At 61.3% G+C, this 17,616-nt stretch carries 18 protein-coding genes and 1 pseudogene; 8 read left to right on the forward strand and 11 right to left on the reverse strand.

Annotation, left to right across the window (positions count from 1 at the left end):
- Window positions 1–14 precede the first annotated feature (14 nt).
- The 4 genes from J3474_RS07860 to J3474_RS07870 form a co-directional block, all read right to left on the reverse strand.
- Window positions 15–680 carry a helix-turn-helix domain-containing protein gene (locus tag J3474_RS07860; protein ID WP_242528251.1) on the reverse strand — a complete coding sequence of 222 codons (666 nt, stop codon included), beginning with the start codon at window positions 678–680 and terminating at the stop codon, window positions 15–17.
- A gap of 692 nt (window positions 681–1,372) precedes the next feature.
- On the reverse strand, window positions 1,373–1,507 hold the full coding sequence (locus tag J3474_RS22630) for a plasmid maintenance system antidote protein (RefSeq protein WP_242528252.1): 135 nt from the start codon (window positions 1,505–1,507) through the stop codon (window positions 1,373–1,375).
- Window positions 1,508–1,522: 15 nt separating this feature from the next.
- The gene (locus tag J3474_RS22635) at window positions 1,523–1,675 is read right to left on the reverse strand and encodes a hypothetical protein (protein ID WP_242528253.1); all 153 of its coding nucleotides are present in this window, start codon (window positions 1,673–1,675) and stop codon (window positions 1,523–1,525) included.
- Window positions 1,675–1,956: a type II toxin-antitoxin system RelE/ParE family toxin gene (locus J3474_RS07870; RefSeq protein ID WP_207093697.1), complete on the reverse strand. Its 282-nt coding sequence runs from the start codon at window positions 1,954–1,956 to the stop codon at window positions 1,675–1,677. Before J3474_RS07870 ends, J3474_RS22635 begins: the two co-directional genes overlap by 1 nt.
- A gap of 273 nt (window positions 1,957–2,229) precedes the next feature.
- Here J3474_RS07870 and J3474_RS07875 point away from each other — a divergent pair, with 273 nt between their 5' ends.
- Window positions 2,230–4,026, forward strand: a complete 1,797-nt coding sequence (locus J3474_RS07875; RefSeq protein WP_207093698.1) for a hypothetical protein — start codon at window positions 2,230–2,232, stop codon at window positions 4,024–4,026.
- Here J3474_RS07875 and J3474_RS07880 read toward each other — a convergent pair.
- Window positions 3,990–4,877: a hypothetical protein gene (locus J3474_RS07880; protein WP_207093699.1), complete on the reverse strand. Its 888-nt coding sequence runs from the start codon at window positions 4,875–4,877 to the stop codon at window positions 3,990–3,992. The two genes, J3474_RS07875 and J3474_RS07880, sit on opposite strands and share 37 nt — an antisense overlap.
- An 84-nt stretch (window positions 4,878–4,961) precedes the next feature.
- Between J3474_RS07880 and J3474_RS07885 the strand changes: the two genes are divergently transcribed.
- Window positions 4,962–5,333 (forward strand): tyrosine-type recombinase/integrase, encoded by a 372-nt coding sequence (locus J3474_RS07885; RefSeq protein WP_207093700.1) that lies wholly within the window; start codon window positions 4,962–4,964, stop codon window positions 5,331–5,333.
- 168 nt (window positions 5,334–5,501) lie between these two features.
- Here the strand turns inward: J3474_RS07885 and nadS are convergent, their stop codons facing one another.
- From nadS to J3474_RS07900, 3 genes are read right to left on the reverse strand one after another with little or no spacing between them, the layout of a single operon-like run.
- The gene (nadS, locus tag J3474_RS07890; RefSeq protein WP_207093701.1) at window positions 5,502–5,792 is read right to left on the reverse strand and encodes a NadS family protein; all 291 of its coding nucleotides are present in this window, start codon (window positions 5,790–5,792) and stop codon (window positions 5,502–5,504) included.
- Between the two features lie 17 nt (window positions 5,793–5,809).
- A complete protein-coding gene (locus J3474_RS07895) occupies window positions 5,810–5,950 on the reverse strand; it encodes a hypothetical protein (protein ID WP_207093702.1) in 141 nt (46 codons plus the stop codon).
- A gap of 36 nt (window positions 5,951–5,986) precedes the next feature.
- Window positions 5,987–6,151, reverse strand: a complete 165-nt coding sequence (locus tag J3474_RS07900; RefSeq protein WP_207093703.1) for a hypothetical protein — start codon at window positions 6,149–6,151, stop codon at window positions 5,987–5,989.
- A 432-nt stretch (window positions 6,152–6,583) separates the two neighbouring features.
- On the opposite strand from J3474_RS07900, the gene J3474_RS23005 reads away from it, so the two are divergent.
- The 3 genes from J3474_RS23005 to J3474_RS07915 are packed head-to-tail and all read left to right on the forward strand — an operon-like array spanning window position 6,584 to window position 8,106.
- Window positions 6,584–6,808, forward strand: a complete 225-nt coding sequence (locus J3474_RS23005; RefSeq protein ID WP_376706520.1) for a hypothetical protein — start codon at window positions 6,584–6,586, stop codon at window positions 6,806–6,808.
- Between the two features lie 54 nt (window positions 6,809–6,862).
- Complete coding sequence (locus J3474_RS07910; RefSeq protein ID WP_207093704.1) at window positions 6,863–7,414, forward strand: hypothetical protein; 552 nt, start codon at window positions 6,863–6,865, stop codon at window positions 7,412–7,414.
- Window positions 7,411–8,106, forward strand: a complete 696-nt coding sequence (locus tag J3474_RS07915) for a hypothetical protein (protein ID WP_207093705.1) — start codon at window positions 7,411–7,413, stop codon at window positions 8,104–8,106. The genes J3474_RS07910 and J3474_RS07915 overlap by 4 nt, the downstream gene beginning before the upstream one ends.
- A 336-nt stretch (window positions 8,107–8,442) precedes the next feature.
- On the opposite strand, the gene J3474_RS07920 is transcribed toward J3474_RS07915, so the two are convergent.
- From J3474_RS07920 to J3474_RS07930, 3 genes are all read right to left on the reverse strand, one after another.
- A complete protein-coding gene (locus tag J3474_RS07920) occupies window positions 8,443–11,601 on the reverse strand; it encodes an autotransporter domain-containing protein (RefSeq protein WP_207093706.1) in 3,159 nt (1,052 codons plus the stop codon).
- Between the two features lie 66 nt (window positions 11,602–11,667).
- Entirely contained in the window at window positions 11,668–12,570 is a 903-nt protein-coding gene (locus J3474_RS07925; RefSeq protein WP_207093707.1) for an intradiol ring-cleavage dioxygenase, read from the reverse strand.
- 158 nt (window positions 12,571–12,728) lie between these two features.
- Entirely contained in the window at window positions 12,729–13,475 is a 747-nt protein-coding gene (locus tag J3474_RS07930) for a response regulator (protein WP_242528255.1), read from the reverse strand.
- A gap of 659 nt (window positions 13,476–14,134) precedes the next feature.
- Here J3474_RS07930 and J3474_RS07935 point away from each other — a divergent pair.
- The 3 genes and pseudogenes from J3474_RS07935 to J3474_RS22645 form a co-directional block, all read left to right on the forward strand.
- On the forward strand, window positions 14,135–16,225 hold the full coding sequence (locus J3474_RS07935; protein WP_207093709.1) for an ATP-binding protein: 2,091 nt from the start codon (window positions 14,135–14,137) through the stop codon (window positions 16,223–16,225).
- Window positions 16,222–17,169 carry an autotransporter domain-containing protein gene (locus J3474_RS07940; protein ID WP_207093710.1) on the forward strand — a complete coding sequence of 316 codons (948 nt, stop codon included), beginning with the start codon at window positions 16,222–16,224 and terminating at the stop codon, window positions 17,167–17,169. Before J3474_RS07935 ends, J3474_RS07940 begins: the two co-directional genes overlap by 4 nt.
- 58 nt (window positions 17,170–17,227) lie before the next feature.
- Window positions 17,228–17,368: pseudogene (locus J3474_RS22645) on the forward strand (VIT family protein); the annotation flags it as partial.
- Window positions 17,369–17,616: the final 248 nt, after the last annotated feature.

Below are 17,616 nucleotides of genomic sequence, written 5' to 3' on the forward strand. Positions count from 1 at the left end.
TCGGGTCGCTCCCTTCACCTTGGGTAGTGGGTCCTGTGCGGGGGGAAATTGTCGCTTGCATGGCCAGGAGGGATTTCGTCGGTTCCAACGCCTGCCAATGCCTCGAGACGCTCCTGGTCGATAATCTGCACCAGATGATCCTCCAGCTGCGCGATAAGGCGCTTGCGTCTCAGTTCGCTGAACATTCGGCTGACCGTCTCCACGGTAAGACCCAGATAGTCCGCGATATCCGCCCGGGGCATAGGCAGCGGAATCCATTGAGAACCTTTGGTGCGCAGGCGGATGTCTGCCAGGAATGCCGCGACGCGGCTCAATGCCGTGCGGCGACCGATCAGAAGTATTGAGTTTTCCAGAAGTCCCAGAGACTTATTCAGTGCACGCTCGTCTTCGGCGCTATCGCCCCAGCAGAAGCGCCGCACGCGAGCCGTCTCGCTCACAACCTCCGCCGACGTCTTGTAAATCCCCTGATCCGTTCCGAAGACCTCACCCTCGAAACAGAAGCCCGTGACCTGCCGACGGCCGTCGGCAAATAGATACGTCGTACGGATAACGCCGGCGGCGACTTCGAAACGAAACCGCGCCAGGTCGTTCTGATGATAGATGACCGCTCCCTTTTGTGCGCGACTGATGGGGAAGACGTTTCCCTTCATGCAAGTAATTGCATTTTCGAGATAGTTCATTGCTCCCCCCATTCTATCGTCACTCAGAAAGCAACGCGAAGACGCTAGTTGTAATGCGCAAGTTCTATGCTCGAGTGATCCAGTTCTCGCTCCCGTATATCGTGCCATCGAGCGATTTCACGAGTGCACGAAATGCCCAATACTCTGTAATTTCGAGATAAATTTCGAAACGATCTTTCATTGCGAGGAACGTTACCAGCTGTAACGACAGCTGAGGAGAGCACTCCTACCCGGGTAATTTTCCGGTAATGGGGAGCATCTTTTCCAACGAAGGGGTTGTGTCCCGGGGTGAATCAGACCCAATAGTCATTGTCGATTGATTGTAAGCACGCAAATCTCTGCACCTGTACACGGCAGCCGGCCTGATTGAGTGTGTTCACACCTGAGACTATGGACACAATGGCATTGGGTGACACGATTTCAGGGCCGCCATATGGACGCGCACCCGGGGCAATCCATTGGTCTGCGTTGGTCCGATATCGCAGTGGCTTGAGGCCGCAAGCGTGGAGGAACTTGCCCTACGCGTTAAACATGAGCAGTTGTGCTTCACGTTTGAGCCCGCACACATTTTCGAACCGGGCAAGCGCACAAAAGGGGCGCATTTACGCAACTCGGCATTAGGTTTCGTCGCGAGCGCACCCAGTTGCGCCGTTCGGATCTCAGGACAATGCTCGCATTTCGGCGCGGTTTTCCTACGCCGCTTCTACGATCCGTTCCACCTTGATCTCATCTTCATGCGCGCGTGCGCCAGCCAGGTCATAGGCCGACTGCATGCGAAGCAGGGTGTCGGCCTTGATCCCGAATGCCTTCTCGAAGCGGATCGCCATGTCGGCCGAAATCGACTAATGCCCGTTCAGCAGGGTGCTGAGAGCTTGGCGCGAAACGCCAAAGTGCCTCGCCAGATCCTTGATCGTGTAGCCGGAAGGATCCACGATCTCTTCCTTGAGCCAAACCCCGGCATGGACACGGAGCGAAGGATGCATCTGCAGAGCCATCAGTGATAATCCTCCAGATCGAGGTCGGCGATCGTTGTTTCGTCAACCTTAGTGAAAGTCAGCCGCCAGTTCTTGATGACGGTCATGGCGAAAGTCCCTGCCCGCTCACCGGACAGCGGGTGGAAGCCGAAATTGGGAGGACACGCCAGTTCATCAAACGAGCCTGCATCCACGATGTACTGAAGCATGTTGATCACGCGACGATGCTCGATAACGCCTTTGGTCAACCCTGTGGTGAACATCTTGCGAAGCGCATTGTGCGTGATGCTTTCGATTTCCACGTGTCAAGTCATGGGCGACACGGCGGTGCGTGCCAACCAGCGCTTGACAGGGGCGGCCTAGCTGTACCGGGCCACAACACACATCACCCTTCATCCGCAAAGGCGATTGATCCTCCCCGCTGCCGTCCGTTGGCGCTTCGAGCGAACCCCATTGCACCCGTCTGCGGCGGTTATGCCAGCGTTTCGTGAGAGCACGCCTTTCTGAAACGCCGCGATTGAAGATGCATTGGCGACATGTCACCTTTGCATCGCGGATTTCGGGGCGGCACAACGATGGAACTTCTTGAATGGCTGAGATCGGGTGTGGAGCTAGCGCTCGAGTGGCTCAAATCGAAGGGCGCGCCGGAGTGGATCGAGAGCATTCCGACAGCCATCACCATCATCCTGGCGCTGGTCGCTCTCCTGCTGATCTATCAGGAGTTTGCGAAATGCTTCATCCTGCTTCGCCGAATGAACCCGAACCAGAGGCGCGGTAGTTTCAGCCAAGTGTTTGGAAGCGTGCTTCGCCTCGCTTTCACGGACCGCGCCTTGCTCTCTCTCGACCGACGCACCCTGGCCAGGCGCACGCGCATATTGATCGAGCACGAGATGTTCTCGACCAAGCCGCAGCCAGATTGGCGAGACTCAGGGACTGAGCCAGTGGAGAGTCTGTTTCCCATTCGGGCCATCATGACCCTGGGGCGCTGGCGCAAGATGAAGGTCGCGTATTGGAAAAAGCGGCGCGAGTGGTGGAAAAGCATGCGGCGCGCGCTGGCGATCGAGGGTAATTGGACGATCTATGTCGACAATCCGGCGCTCGTGAGCGCCCGCATTGAAGAGATCGATCGATACTTCGAATGTCTGCGCTCGCTGGGCTATGAAGGCGAGGAGGGCGATCGCTTCATTTGCCCGATCGAGATCGCATCGGGGTTCGTCACGCCCCTGCATCTGTTGACGGGGCTGCTGGTAAAATTCGACCAGAAATGGCCGCAGATCCTGGAGTCATTCGATCGGGACGCGAACACAGGAGCGCAACACAAGCCGCTATCGGCAAGCGACCGCGACCTTCGGCAGATCCAACTCTTCATCTACAATTGCTGGCTGCTCTGGGGGCCCAGCATCCCGATCTGCGAATGCCGCAATTGGGCCGCCCGTTACTCGGTCATCCAGTATGGCTTTGGCGACGAAAACAACTCCATCGAAATTGTCGGTGAAAGCAAGGAAATCCGTAGCAGCCTCGATCAGCTGATGGCAGCGCAGATCGAGCACGAACGCGCCATTCGTACCATAGGCGCCGATCGCCCCGAACCAAAGCCGTTCACGGGCATGGCTATTCCCGCAAACGTCATTGGCCGTGTGCGACTATCGGGCAGTCTGGGCGGACGCCAAAAGGAGCAAGTCAATGCGCTGCCGCGTGCGGCGCTCAGCAGTTGGGGCGGATCGCAAGACGAGCGACCGGTCTTGTTCATTTCCGAAATCGTCGCCTCGAATGCGGTCGAAGGCGACGTCGAATTCCGCGGCGCGCGGCGCGGTCGCATCGCGGCGGACGCAAACGCACTGCCATCCCGATATTACTCGGCCTATCTTTGGGCGGCGATCGTGGTGCTGGTTCCCACCGCCGAGGGGGCGATCGCAATAAATAGCCTGCCCACCGAGGGTGCTGAACCGTGGAAGGACTTCATCCCCTTCTTCGAACACGGAAATCTGGCTGATCCCGAAAGCTGCCTGTTCGGAAAGCGTCAGCTCGCAACGAAGGTGATAACGGGCCTGGCCTCCGCACTTCGCGACTGGGGCGAGGATCGCGAGCCGCTTCACTTCGCATTCGCCTGCGCAATCGACGAGGCGGGGTGCGGGCATTCGCTCGCGTATCCGGAGTGGTCGGGCCACGTAACAATGCGTGAACTGATCGGTGAGGCGCTGAACACCCTCGCCCTCACTGACCCCATCATAAAGCGTATGCGCGACGATAAGCTCCTCGATATGAAGCACTTTAGCGGCGCCCCGGGGCAACATGATTTCTCGGCCTGCGGTTTCCCGACTATCGTCGCGTCACATTACGCGCGCATGGAGAGCGCCGAACGGATGCTGTAAGGGCGATCGGGGCGATCGAGCTCTGCTACGGGATCGTTGAGGGCCCTGAGATATGGCAGCGGATCGAGCAGCGCGATCGGCTCGTCCGCCGCCCGCATCCGTTCCAGCGCATTCAGTTGCTCGGTCGCAACGGCGACCCGGTCGAGCGGTGCGCCCTTGAGAACCGAGATCCCAAAAAAGCCCGCCAGGTGGTGGCGCAGCACGGCCGGATCTATCTGGTCGCCAGATATCCCCATGACTGAATAGACGAGCGTATCGTCGGCACTCTGTTCATCTGACAGCGGCGGCTGAACGTAAGGGAAATCGACAACGCGGGCCTGCATGCGCGCCCAAATCAGCAGACGCGCAAATTGATCCATGCCACTGTGTTCAGAGTCGCGTTCATAGGCCTCGCGCGACATGCTAAACGGGTCATTCTGCTCGATGAAGATGGCGACCCCAGCGGCATCGTCTTTACCGAACAGCGATCCGATCAGATCCGACAACGCCCCGATAAAGGTCCGCAAGGCACCCCGTCCCCGCGCGGCCGGACAAATATAGAGGTAGTTGAGATTGGCGGTGGCCGGCAGGCCAGGCGCCGCAGGTGCTAGCGAGATAAAGTTCGCGCCGCCGATCATCTGACCTGAATGGGCGTCACGCGCAACAACGCAGAGCTCGCGAAACGCCCCAAACTGACGCGCCAACCGGGCGTGTTCAGTTCCGTGATTGAGCGCCAGGCAGCGCGAAAAGCCACTGCGATCTTCAGTCTCCTCGGGGAGCGTGAAGTTCTCCTCATAGCCATCAAAAAAGCAGTCGAACGTTGCACTTTCGACGGTGTCGGTCACTTCCAGAGAAAGATGGAGATTGGTCATATCCTTCCTTCACCACAGCATCTCTCTTGCTTCAACCATCACAGACTGAAGGGCAACAGATGTGCAAGGATAAGACAGTCCGCCTTGATCTGCCGATCCCGTGAAGCGGCAATTCTCTTTCAGGCTGAGTTAGGGTCGCTGTGCGAGGGCAAGGGCCGCAAGGACCGCATGATCCCGATCGGCGAACGCGCACTGCGCTGGGTCCAGCGATACCGCGAGGAGGTGCGCCCCGACTTCGCCTGCGGCGCGGATGACGGCACGCTGTTCCTGACCAAACTGGGCGAAGCGTTCGCGGCGGAGCGCATGACGCAGCTCGTGCGCGGCTACGTCACCGCCGCCGATCTCGGCAAGACCGGCTCTTGTCAACTGTTCCGGCATAGCATGGCGACCCAGATGCTGGAGAACGAGGCCGACGAAGAGGAAGGGTCAGATGCTATCCGCACTCTCAAGAAGTGACGAAAAACTGCCAATCCCGCCAAGCGTCCCGGAACGAGGGTGCCGATAGCATCCCCTCAAACCCGCAGAAAACCGGCATGCAGCCGTGCGTAAGGTGTGTATCCGAATTATGGGTCCGATGCGTCAGCATCACGGCCCTTCCAGCGGTCCGGGAATAGGGCTGCCCGGTCAGGCCGCGCGCAACACGTCGCGGGCCGCGTCGGGCAGCCGGGCGATGACCAAGAGATAGGCGCTGGCGGTGGCATCGGGCTGACGGCGGCCCTGTTCCCAGCCCTTCAGGGTGGCCAGCGGGATATGGTAGGCGCTGGCGAAAGCCTGCTGCGACAGCCCCAGTTCCTCGCGAATCGCGCGCACGTCGGGCACCTCGATCGTATGGACGCGGGCCACCTTGCCCTTGCCCTGGGCGTGCGCTGCGGCCTCTTCCATCGCCGCGAACAGGTCCTTGTCAAAGTCCGACATCGCCATGCTCCTTACGCTCAATCCACCGCGCTCTTGATCATCGCCGCGAAGGCGGCCACCGCCTTCTTCTTCTCCGCGCTCACGTCCGTTGCCTGCGCCTTGGCATAAGCCAGCAGCAGGTACAGCGGACAGTCGGGGCGGTAGTGGAAATAGATCACCCGCGCCCCGCCGCGCTTGCCGCTCCCCGAACGCGCCTAGCGCAGCTTCCTTACTCCGCCGGTGCCGGGGATCACGTCGCCCGCCTCAAGGTTATGGGCGACGTGATCGACCAGTTCGGCCCGTTCCTCCTCGCTCCAAATCTTCTCGGCCGCGAGCAGAAAAAAGTGCGTCGCGGCAACGGTGATCGGACGGGTCTTCACCGCAACCATATACGTCAATGACGCCCAAATAGCGAGCCGGTGTTGAGCTGCTCATCCGCTCCCGTCACACCTGCTGCCATGATCGTGACGGCCCGCACATCACCTTCTCAGCCGCTGACCCTTCCGGGCCGCAAAACCGCCTCTGGCGGTCTCGCAGCCGTGCCCCGGCTTCGTGCCCGTCGCCGGGGTCGAGTAGCCGCAGCAGATTACTCTGCTGCGGCTCTCTCAGAACCGGACATGCGGGCCACGCATCCGGCTCTTTGGATTGATATATCAGAGCGCCAGCGATAGCTGGTTCGATACCAACGGCGGGTTCAGGTCGAACCACCGGGCCTGCAGCGAAGTCAGACGCACCTTGAACCATGACGGCGGGTAGGCTTGCACGCTTCGGCCAATCCCGGTTTTTGCGACTTCGCGGTTGCCGCTCGCATCGTGCAGGATCGTACGATCGCCGACGGCATTTCGCCGGATATCAATCCTACAAGCCGCACCTTGCTCGTGGCTCTGACCGAAGACGGTTCGCTTGGTGCGTTGCTGAAGGCAGGAGCCCGCCTGCATCAGGCCGGCTGCAATGGCTGCATTGGAATGGGCCAGGCACCCGCACAGGGGCGCAACAGCCTGCGCACGGTTCCGCGTTTTTGGTGTTTGACAGCATGATAGCTTAGCGCATGCATGTCCGTGGTCCTAGGACAGCGGACATACGGGTTCATCATGAAAAGCCAAGACATCGTCATATTGCTCAAGCTGGTGAGTTTGGAAGACCAGATCAGGCAGGGCTGCCTTGATGAACCGGTAAGCTCCGACCCATTTGCATTGCGCAGTCTGGAAGGCGCATTGGGCATCAGCAAATCGGAGATAAGCGCATCACTCCGGCGCAGTATCGCTGCGAAATTAGCCATCAAGTCCAACGATCGTCCGAAAGTGAACCGCCGCAATCTTACCGAATTTGTCCAGCACGGGCTGAAATATGTGTTCCCCGCCAAACCTGGTGCACCACAGCGGGGCGTCGCCACTGGCTTTGCTGCGCCCATGCTCGAAGGGCAACTCGTTAGCTCCGGCGCGGATATCTATGTGTGGCCTCAAGCCGAAGGAAGCCAGCGAGGGTCATCAATAACGCCATTGTTCAAATCTGTCCCCGAAGCAGCTGTCAAAGATGAGCGACTTTACGAATTGCTGGCGCTGGTCGATGCGATCAGGCTGGGCAATCAGCGCGAAGCAATTCTGGCCAAAGACAGGTTCGAAGAACGGATGGCGCGCGCATGAGCCTTCAAGGTGAACTTCTCGCAATGTTGGAGACTGTCGCCGAAGCATTGGGCGATGATCTGTGCCGGCAGATGGTGTTTGTAGGCGGATGCTCAACCGCCGTGCTCTTCACCGATGAAATCACCTTGCAGGAGGTGCGGGCCACTGACGATGTAGACCTGATCGTGGGCCTGTCCGGCATGGCGCAGTGGATGCAGCTCCAGGAAACCTTGAACAGGAAGGGCTTTACGGTATCGGGAGAGGACGAGGTCATCTGCCGAATGCGGCTCGGCAACCTCAAGGTCGATTTCATGCCCGACGATCCGGACATTCTCGGGTTCAGCAACCGCTGGTACAAAGAAGGCATCTACACCGCGATCAAGTACGTCCTGCCGAGTGGGCGCGTAATAAAGCATCTAACACCGCCCCTATTTCTGACCACCAAACTCGAAGCTTACGCTGGGAGAGGACAGAACGACCCCTCGGGAAGCCACGACCTGGAAGACATCATCAATGTCGTGGACGGAAGGCCGGCACTCTTGAGCGAAGTGCAGGCAGTACAGGGCGAGGTGCGCGGCTACCTGTCGGAGCAGTTTCGGGCGCTGCTAGAACATGCAGACTTCGAGAATTATCTCTACGGAAATATCAGAGGCCCTGAAGGCAGAGCCGAAATTGTACACACGAGGGTACAGGCGCTGGCCGCACTGGGGTAAGAGCCGCCGCCAGAACTACCCACCGCCGAACCAATCCAGGCAAAGCCCAATATCGGTACTCCAATGATGAAATTTGCCATCGCTTTGTCCAGCTACCCATGCGGATTGGCGACTTACGGCTCTGCCCCGCTTCACATTGGCTGCGTGAGATATGCGCAGAATCGGTTATCAAACCCGGGAGAAAGCCAGAGCGCTGAAAGTTGCGGAAGGCTGGCCTGCGGATCGCAATCCGCAGCGATCAATCCGGCACTCCTCACACGGGCCGGGCGGATGGAGCAGCCGCCTGGGCGGACGACTGCTCCTGCGACCCGGGCGCACCTTCCTTGCAGGTGCGCCTCAGAAGGCAACGCTGAGCGAAGCACGGGCGGACAGGTCGGTGCTATCCGAGGTCTTTTCCATCCGCGTCGCGATCTGCCAGGTAAAGTCGTAGCCGCCGGCGAGCATGCGCAACTCGCCGATCCAGGCCCCCTGCAGGTCATCGGGCGTGATCGTGAAGGCATCGCCCGCATCGTAATTGTCACCGCCGCTGAAGTAGGCGGTGGTCTTGCCATAGCTGCCTGCAAGGACCTCGCGACGGCCGCCTTCTAACTGGAACGTCAGCGGGCGCCAGTCCGGCGATATGGGACCGAGGCTGTAGGAAGCCGTAATCGTAGGGGTTACCGTCGTCGACCTGCTGGTGCGATCGGCCACCGTCAGGGGCATGGCATCGCTGTCCGCGGATTCCGTGTAACCATCTTCCTTCAGCCAGAACTGTTGCAGCTCGACTTTCGGCTTCAGGCTGAACCGGCGGGAGAATTCCTTCTTCCATGAAGCCCCGGCCATGCCGGAAAGCAGCCACCCTTTCCACTTCGCATCGGCTTCATAGGTGAAATCGTCATCATCGATGGTACCGGTGAAAGTCCGCGTCGAGTCGACCGAAATGCGCGAAGCACCCAGGCGGCCCCAAGCCATGAACGGCCCTTTTTGTGTCCGCCAGAACAGGCCGAGGTCGTGCTGGCCGATACTGAGATCGCCGGTGCCCGCCCTGTTCTCGACCGAGCCATGCAACCAGGCGTAGGACGCACCAACGTAACCGAGAGGGGTGAGCCGCTCGAAACCGGCGGAAAGTCCCCAACCGCTGGCGTCGTAACCGGCGGTTCCGGCCTTGTCCCTGGTCGACTTCCAGTAGATGGGCTCGAACCAGCCATCGACTTCACTGATGTCGAAGGTCGATGCATCATCGCCGATGTGCCGGGAAGCAAGGCGCGTGCCACGCGTCACCGCATCGAACACGCCCCCCGACCAGTCGGGCAGAAGGCCGTCGACCTGAGACTGCAGGGTGTCTGCGTCTTCGACCTGCAACAGGCTCTGCGTCAGGTAGTCATCGTTCTCAGCCGCTAGGTACACGGCATCCCAAACCGCTCCCCCAGCACTGTCGAGCCCCAGCTCGGCGACGGACTTGCGCGAGATCGACAAGGTGATGCTGCTGTCATCTGCCGAGACGGCGCCGTTGTAGATGAACGGAAGGTCACTGACGCCTGCGTCCAGCGTGCCTTCGATGTCGAGGGTGTCGGCCGTCAGTACGGTGTAGTCGCCTTCTGCGGTCGCCAGGTCGCTGACCGTAGCAGTCACGCTGGCCCCGTCCTCGAAAGTGGCGCTGTTGACTACGAAAAGCGAGCTTTCATCGCCATCGACATAAACGCCAAGCGTGCCGTCGGCGGCAACATAGAGACTGTCGAAGGTCGAGGTTTCGGTGTCATTGGCGGTCAGGATGCCGCCGTTAACGGTGACCGCCAGATTCTCCGCGCTGGAGCACAGACCGGAATAGACGGCCGAATCGTTGATTGTGAGGGTCGCGGCATTTCCGGCGAAATCCATCGTCCCATCGAAGCTGGATTCGCCCGAAAGGGTGGCCGTCGCAATGCCGCTACCGAACCAGACGTCACCGGTATACGCGGTGTTTCCCGATAGCTCGAGCGTGTCGTCGCCCGCATTGAAAAAGCTATCGCCTACGATCGCACCGGAGGACGCAGTGATGAGGTCATCGCCCGAGCCGGTATAGATGTCCCCGTAGATCCGCGTGTAGATCGTTGGGTCCTCCTCTTCGTAGTCCTCCACGTACTCAGCGCTCGTCTGCGCATCCTCGTCATTGAGGTACTGACGAATGGTGACGCCGCTGGTGTTGGCGGAAAGGTCGACGGCAACGCGCGTGTCCGTGCTGGAGCCGCCTGCCGTGATGAAGCCGGTGTTCGCGATCGTCGTCAGCGTGCCGGAAAGGTCCTGGATGGCCGTAGTCACGCCTTCGCCAGGCGAAGACAGCGTCGCGGTGATCGTACCGCTGTTATAGAGCGAACTCACATAGCTGCCTTCGTTGATCAGCAGCGCAGTGGCACTCGAATCGTAAGTGGTCGCCTTCAGGGTGCCGGTTACGCCGATGCCGTTGGTCAGGATGACGTCGCCGCCCTCCCCACCAATGACGAGTCCGAAGGCATCGGTATTGCTGTAATAGGAATTGGCGGTAACCGTGCCGTCGATCGCAATCGAGTAAGTGCCGGAATTGCTCGAGACGCTGCCGATGGTGATGGCCTCGGCGCCGCCGACCTGGATCGCCGGGCCATTGCCGTAGGACACGACTGCACCGGTGCCCTCTTCGTCATCGTCGACACCATCATTGTCTTCGTCGTCGTTGTCGTCATCGGTGTCCGTAGGCGGAGCGGCGATGTAGATACCGCCATCGACATTCCCGGTTATCGAGACGGCGGGCGTTCCCGAACGCAAATCGGCCCGTGAGAGATAGACCGAATCGCCCTCATCGTTGGTGTAGGTATATTTCTGGGCCACAGTCCCCTGCACGGTAACCGTCCCGGTCACGTCTCCGTTGACGGCCAGCGCAGTTGCACCGTCGCCCACGACATAGACGGTGCCTTCGACAGTGACATTGCCGACGACGTCCTGTGTGGAAATGCCGGTCGAATTGTCGCCGATGACAGAGATCGAGCCGGTGTTCGCAATGTCTCCGGTGTAGGTCCCGTCGACGCGGATGCCGCTCGAGTTCAGGCCCTCGACCTTGATATAGCCTTCATTGGTGATCGTCCCCGACGCGCCGTCCGCTGCGTGGATGCCGTAGCGATCACTGGCCTGGGCAATCGCGCCGTCTGCGATGCTGTTGTCGTCATCATCCTCCGCGATGAAGTCCTCGAGCACATAGATGGACGCATCTTCGCCAACATAGACGTCGGACGAAGTCCCGGACTTGACGGCGATCGCGCTGGCGCCGTCGGCATCGCCCAGTTCGATACCGCCTTCGAGATCGACGGCGTTGTCGCTGTCTACGGTGATCGCAGTGCCACCTGCCAGGGTAATAGTTCCATCCTCGGTCACCGTCACGTCGCCAGCGCCAGAAGTCGCAAGGGCACTGGTCGTGTCGGTCTTGATCGTGGTGGCGGCAATCGCGGACTGGCTGCACAGCGCCAGGACCAGCGCACCAAGGCTGGTGGAATTCTTCAGGGATGACATGGATTTTGGTCTCTTGTCGAAAAGGATGATCGCGCGAGAGGCGCCCCTCTCGCGATCGGGAGGAGGTCAGACGGCAATCCCGATCACGTTGGTGCCAGAGTAGCCGGCCGTCACGCTGCCCGAGAGCGTTGGCGTCATTTGAGCCAGCTGGGCCGAGGAATTGTCCCCGAACACATTGTCGGAAGAGAGCGAGATAGCGTTGTAGTTAGCGATGCTAGAAGTGTAGCGCGTGTCGCCGGAAAAGACTGCGGTGTTGTTGGCAGCCGGCATGGCGATCTGCGAGATGAGGTCGGCAGTCCGACCTGTGCTTGCCGAAGTCAGACCATCGAGGAACACCTCGAAATGGATGTGCGGCCAGCGACCTGAATAGCACGCAGGGTAAATCGTGGTGAAAGTGACCTTGCCATCGGAGTCCGTGACCTGCACGCCGCGCAGATAGCTCTCGGTGGTCACCCCGCTCGAATAGAGTGAGTAATGCCCATCGGCATCGCAATGCCAGATGTAGATCGCCGCGCCTTCGATCGGGGCGCATCCGGTATTCACGTCAACCAACTGAAGCTCGAGATCGAGCTGGACGCCATCGGCGGTCGTAGTCGAGCCGATGAAGCTCGATCGGATATCCGAACGTTCGATCCCGCTCGATTGCAGGACGTTCGAGGTCGATCCACTCGAGGTGTTCGTACCGTCCGCCGGATAGGGACCATTGGTCTCGGTAGGATCGGCCACGCAGCTCGTATCGGTGCTGCCGCTCGAGGACGAGGTGTTCGTGTCGCTCGGCGACGAAGATGTCGATGTACTCGTGGTCGAACCGGAGGAGCTGTCATCGCTCCCACCGCAGGCGGCTACAAGGGTCGCGGTCCCTGCACTTGCCAGTAAGCCCAGCGCACGGCGGCGCCCGATCAATTGCTTGCGGATGACTTCCAAGTCTTCCGACAATCCATGCCCGTGCTGCTCCAAACCAACCTCCATCTTGCTCTGTCCCGCCATCCGACCGGCTCATGACCGGGACGGGGCGTCGCAAATGCATCTGGACAGTTGCGGTTGCCCTGAGATTTCAGCGAGATTTCATGCGAATTTCGCGAGATTGCCGCAGCCCCGCGAGAGGTCGAGCGCGGTGAGCATGCTGCTCAGGCGTTGGCCGAAACCGGAGGGACGAAGAGATACCCCTCGTTGCGCACGGTACGGATGATTTCCGAACCGCCGTCGCCATCTGAGATCTTGCGGCGCAGGCGGCTTAACTGGACATCGATGGCCCGGTCGTAGTGATCGCTGTCCTCGCCGCGCGACCAGTCAAGCAATTGGTCGCGGGTAAGGACCCGGCGCGGATGCTCCGCGAAAGCGCGCAGCAGGCGGAACTCACCATCGGAAAGCGAAATGAGCTTACCGGTTGGATCGAACAGCAGGCGCAGGCCCAGGTCCATGCGCCAACCGGCGAAATAGAGGCAATCCCCCGAGTTGTCATCGCCCTGCCCGGCCCACGCGCCCGCATCGGCATCTGGGGCCGAGGCCACACGGCGACGCAGGACAGTGCGGATGCGGGCCAGCAGTTCGCGCGGATTACAGGGCTTAGCGAGGTAGTCGTCCGCGCCCATCTCCAGTCCGACGATCCGGTCGACATCGCTGCCCACTGCGCTGAGCATGATCACCGGCGGCGCGTCGGTACCCAGGTTGCGCAAGGCGGTAAGGCCGTCTTCGCGCGGCATCATCACGTCGAGCACGATGAGGTCGATGCTTTCGCGCGCGAGGATTTCGCGCATCTGTGCCGGCTCGCCGGCGGTTATCGTGTCATAGCCGTGCTTGGCGAGGAAATCGCCGATCAACGAACGGATGCCCTCGTCGTCGTCGACGATGAGGATGCGGGTCTGAAGGTCCATTGCGGGTTGTTCTAGAATCATGCCGGAGGATTAGGAAGCCCATGTACCCGACGAATTTCAGTCGCGGTTACAGCTTGCGACAGCCGTGAAACACCGTTGCAAACTCGCTGAAATCCGGCCGCAAACTGGCTCGCCCACTTATCCGGCATGAAAGGTTCACCCAGCCAATGGTCGTTTCGGGCAGGTGACTTCGCTCTCAATTCGGCGTCCCCCGTCGTGTCCGATGCGAAGTCGTTTACGCCCGAAGTGATCGGCGACGCCGTCCAGCGCAGCACCGCCAAGGTGCCGGACGGTGCCGGGACCGCCGAGCGTGCAGGTCATTCAGTCGCACCCGCCCTGCAACTCGGCGGTCCCGGAACTGCAATGTTTCAGTCTTACTTGCCGCCCCGGCATTACCAGTACGCGCGGCATCATCGCTCGGGCAGATTCCTTCCAAACCCGGCCTTGCGGGCTCTTGACCGCGAGACATGCCATTTACGAGGTGACCGTTCCCGTCATCCAACCTGCCGCGAGGCAGGCGCAGCGGCGGGAACGCGGAACGGGAACGGGAGGGTGGTGTCCCTCTCTCCCGGTCCCGTTCCGCAACCCAGCCTGCCCCATCGCCTTGCCGCAGGCCTCGCGCCTCGAAATTGTCCGATTGGCGTGGCAATGGCTGCTCCATGACTCCTCCCAGCTTTCCGCGCCGGTTCGGCCTGCCACTGGCGATGCAGATGATCGCCATCATCGTGTGCGCCCTGATCGGCGCGCAGCTCGTGACGCTTGCTCTCACGGTCATCCTGCCGCCCAGTCCAACGGCGCGCTGGGACCTCGACGAAGTGGCCGCGGCGCTCAACGGCAAGGACGCCGGCGAACGACTTGAACGCAAGAGCATGGACGGTCCGCCCGACGTTTCGGGACAGGGCTGGCTCGTTTCCGAATCCTCGCGCCAAGCCCTTGCACGACGTTTGGGGCGCAAACCCGGAGACATCGTACTCGCCTTCTACACCCAATTGCCGGTCGGCGGCGTGGCCGTACCTCCCGGTGCCCACTCGCCGCTGGCAGTTGTGCAACCGGCGCAGAGTAGCATCTTTCCCGGCCTGCTGATCGAAGATGCACAGGCCCAGTCGATCCCCGGAGGCCCGCCTCCAGGCGGCGCTCCTACGGCAGGCGGCATGCCCGGCGGAGGCTTTCCCGGCGGAATGCCGCCAGGAGGATCCATTCCGCATGGCCCCACCATGCCGGCCGGCTCACTGCCGCGCCTTCCCTCACCCCCTGCTGGAAGCACAACATCGGGCAACATCCAGGGCCATCCAGGAGGAGCGCTTCCCGGAAATGGCGCCATGGGAAGCGGCTCAGCCCCTGCTTCGGGTCCAGTGCAAATCCCATCCGGCCCGGGCAGCACTGCTGCTACCGGCACTGCCGGACTGGGCACTCGCCCCAGTCAGCCCTCAACCAACCAACCGGCACCCCGCCTGTTGGTACCAGGCGGAATGAGGGGGCCAACCGTCCAGGCAGGCAGCGCCTTGCCCCCGATCACCGCCATTCCGCGCAGCACCACCCCGAGAATCGATGCCCAGCCACTGGCGAAACCGCGAGCAGCGCCCTTTGCCAGCCAACCTGCGCCGCGAGCCGAGCCGAGCCTGGCCCCTGCGACACCCAGCCCGCTTGCTGCGGCCTCGCCTACCAATCTTGCAAGTCCAGTGCCATCGCAACAGCAGCAGCACACACCCGGCGCCGCACCCGCCAAACCGCAGCCGATTCCTTTCAAGCGCACCCGCAGTTCGCTGTTTGATGCCGCATCGCCGCCCTTCATCGAGGGCGACTTCGTGGCGGCCGCGCGCCAGCCCGACGGACACTGGCTTGCTGTTGCCCCGCGCGCCGAGCCGTTCCCGAACAGTTGGCAGCAGCGGGTCATGCTCTGGTTCCTGCTTTCGCTGGCGATCGTCAGCCCGCTCGCCTGGCTCTTCGCGCGGCGCATCGTCGATCCCCTGCGCGAATTCGCCAAGGCAGCCGAACAACTGGGCCGCGACCCTTCCGCTACGATCCTGCCGCTCTCGGGACCGGCCGAGATCGGCCGCGCGGCGAATGCGTTCAACCAGATGCGCTACCGCCTTCGCGCGTTCGTCGACGACAGGACTGCCATGGTCGGCGCGATCAGCCACGACTTGCGCACGCCGCTGACCCGCCTGCGTTTCCGCATCGAGGACGCACCGGACGAACAGCGCGAAGGCTTGCTCAAGGAAGTCACCGAGATGGAGCAGATGATCAGCCAGGTCATCACCTTCATCCGCGACGCCTCGACTCCTGGCCCGCGTGAACGTCTCGACTTTGCCGAGCTGATCGCCGGTAGCGTCGCCGATGCCCGACTGGTGGGCGGCGACGTGGAAATCGAGCAGAACGCGCATATCCCGGTCGATGTCGACCCGGTAGGTATAAGGCGCCTGCTGGGCAACCTGCTGGAGAACGCGGTGAAGTACGGCGAACGCGCGCGCGTGCGTGTTCGACTCTCCGGTGGCGAAGCCATTGCCGAAATCGTCGATACCGGCCCGGGCATTCCCGAGGATGAGTTCGACCGCGCTTTCGAGCCCTTTTACCGCAGCGAAGCGGCCCGCAAGTCCGGCCGCACCGGCAGCGGCCTCGGCCTTGCCGTATGCCGCTCCATCGCCCGCGCTCATGGCGGCGACGTCAGTTTCGCGCATGGGGCCGACGGTTTCACCGCCCGCGTGTCCGTGCCGGTGGCGGCCAATCCCATCATGCGCAAGGCAGCATGATCATTCGCAAGTTCGTGCAACTCCTGCTAGCCGCCGCTGCGACCACGCTACCGCCTGCAGCGCGGGCGCAGGAAGCGGCTTGCGGGAATATCGGTGAGACTTCTTGTGCGCAGACCGAAGCCCAGCCTTTGCCGGATGTGGAAAGCCCGTCGGTCCATCTCTGGTCGGCTTCCGTATCAGCCGGTATCTCGACCCTCGACGATGGTCCTGACGGCAGCTACCAGGCGCTGTCGCTCACCCGCAGCGTAGGCCGCGGGTATGTGCGTGCCGGTTTCATGCGCTATCATGGAACGCTGTTGCAGGCCGACATCGCCCTGCCCTCGGACTATTACGTGGGAACGATCGCGACCGGCGGAAATTTCGATAACTGGGTGACTGACGGTTGGGTCAGTTATGGTCGCCAAGTCTATGGCGACATCGACAGCAGCGCAGGCCAGCGCAAGAGCACGGGACCGACCGGGAGCGATTATTACGCCTTTGGCGGCGATTTCGGCCGCATCATCACGCTCGCGCCGAACTGGTACCTGACATCGACTGTGGCGGGATCCTACGCTCACGGAAAGTTGCTGCGCCCGGCTCCGACCGGGATCGAACTCCTCGACCTCGAAACTGACGAGCCGACCTGGTCGGGCACCGCAACGCTTCGCGTGGACCACGCCTTCGGCGCATCCCGCCGCCACTACATCGGCCTGTCGCTATCCCGGAACTGGACAAGTAACGCAGTTTCGCAGCTGCGTTTCGGCCCACCCGTGGAGGATGCAGGCTCGCTAGTGCCCAGTTCGCTCTACAGCAAACACTATGCAGACAGCTGGTTCGAAGTGGGGGCAACCGCGAACATGCAATTGACCAACGACCTTGCACTGGACCTGTACGGCACCCGGCGCTTCAGTGCGTTGGCCGGCAACATAGTTTCCGCGGGCGTTTCCCTGCGCAAGTCCTTCTAACGCCGCCCGATCCCGCAATGCGCGCCCATCTTCGCGTAGAAAAATCGATGCTGAAGCGTTCCTCGCCCTGCTGGGGATGGTCGGGGCCAAGGCCGGCGGAGCCAAGCTCCTGCGCCCGGTGGCCCGCGTAGTCTTCTGGGGCGCCTTGGCGATGGGACCTACGGCCGCGATTGGCAGCCTGGTGGGGACAAGTGTGTGAAAGGTCGCGGAATGGTTGCACCGGGACCAGGAGCGGACTGGCAGGTGTTGGAATATCCCGCCGCAAAGCCGCCGTTCCTGCGGCCTGAACCGCTCTTCGGAGCCAGCCATTGGTTCACGTCGCTTCGCGACCCATCAACGACGGGAACCATTGCCCTTAGCTACGACGAAACTTTCCTATTTTAGCCAAATATTTACTGGGCATATCTACGGATTTTTGCCCAAGTCCCAGCCCGCCAAGCTCCGTTA

The sequence above is a fragment of the Novosphingobium sp. PY1 genome (genome assembly GCF_017312445.1).
GTDB lineage: Bacteria > Pseudomonadota > Alphaproteobacteria > Sphingomonadales > Sphingomonadaceae > Novosphingobium.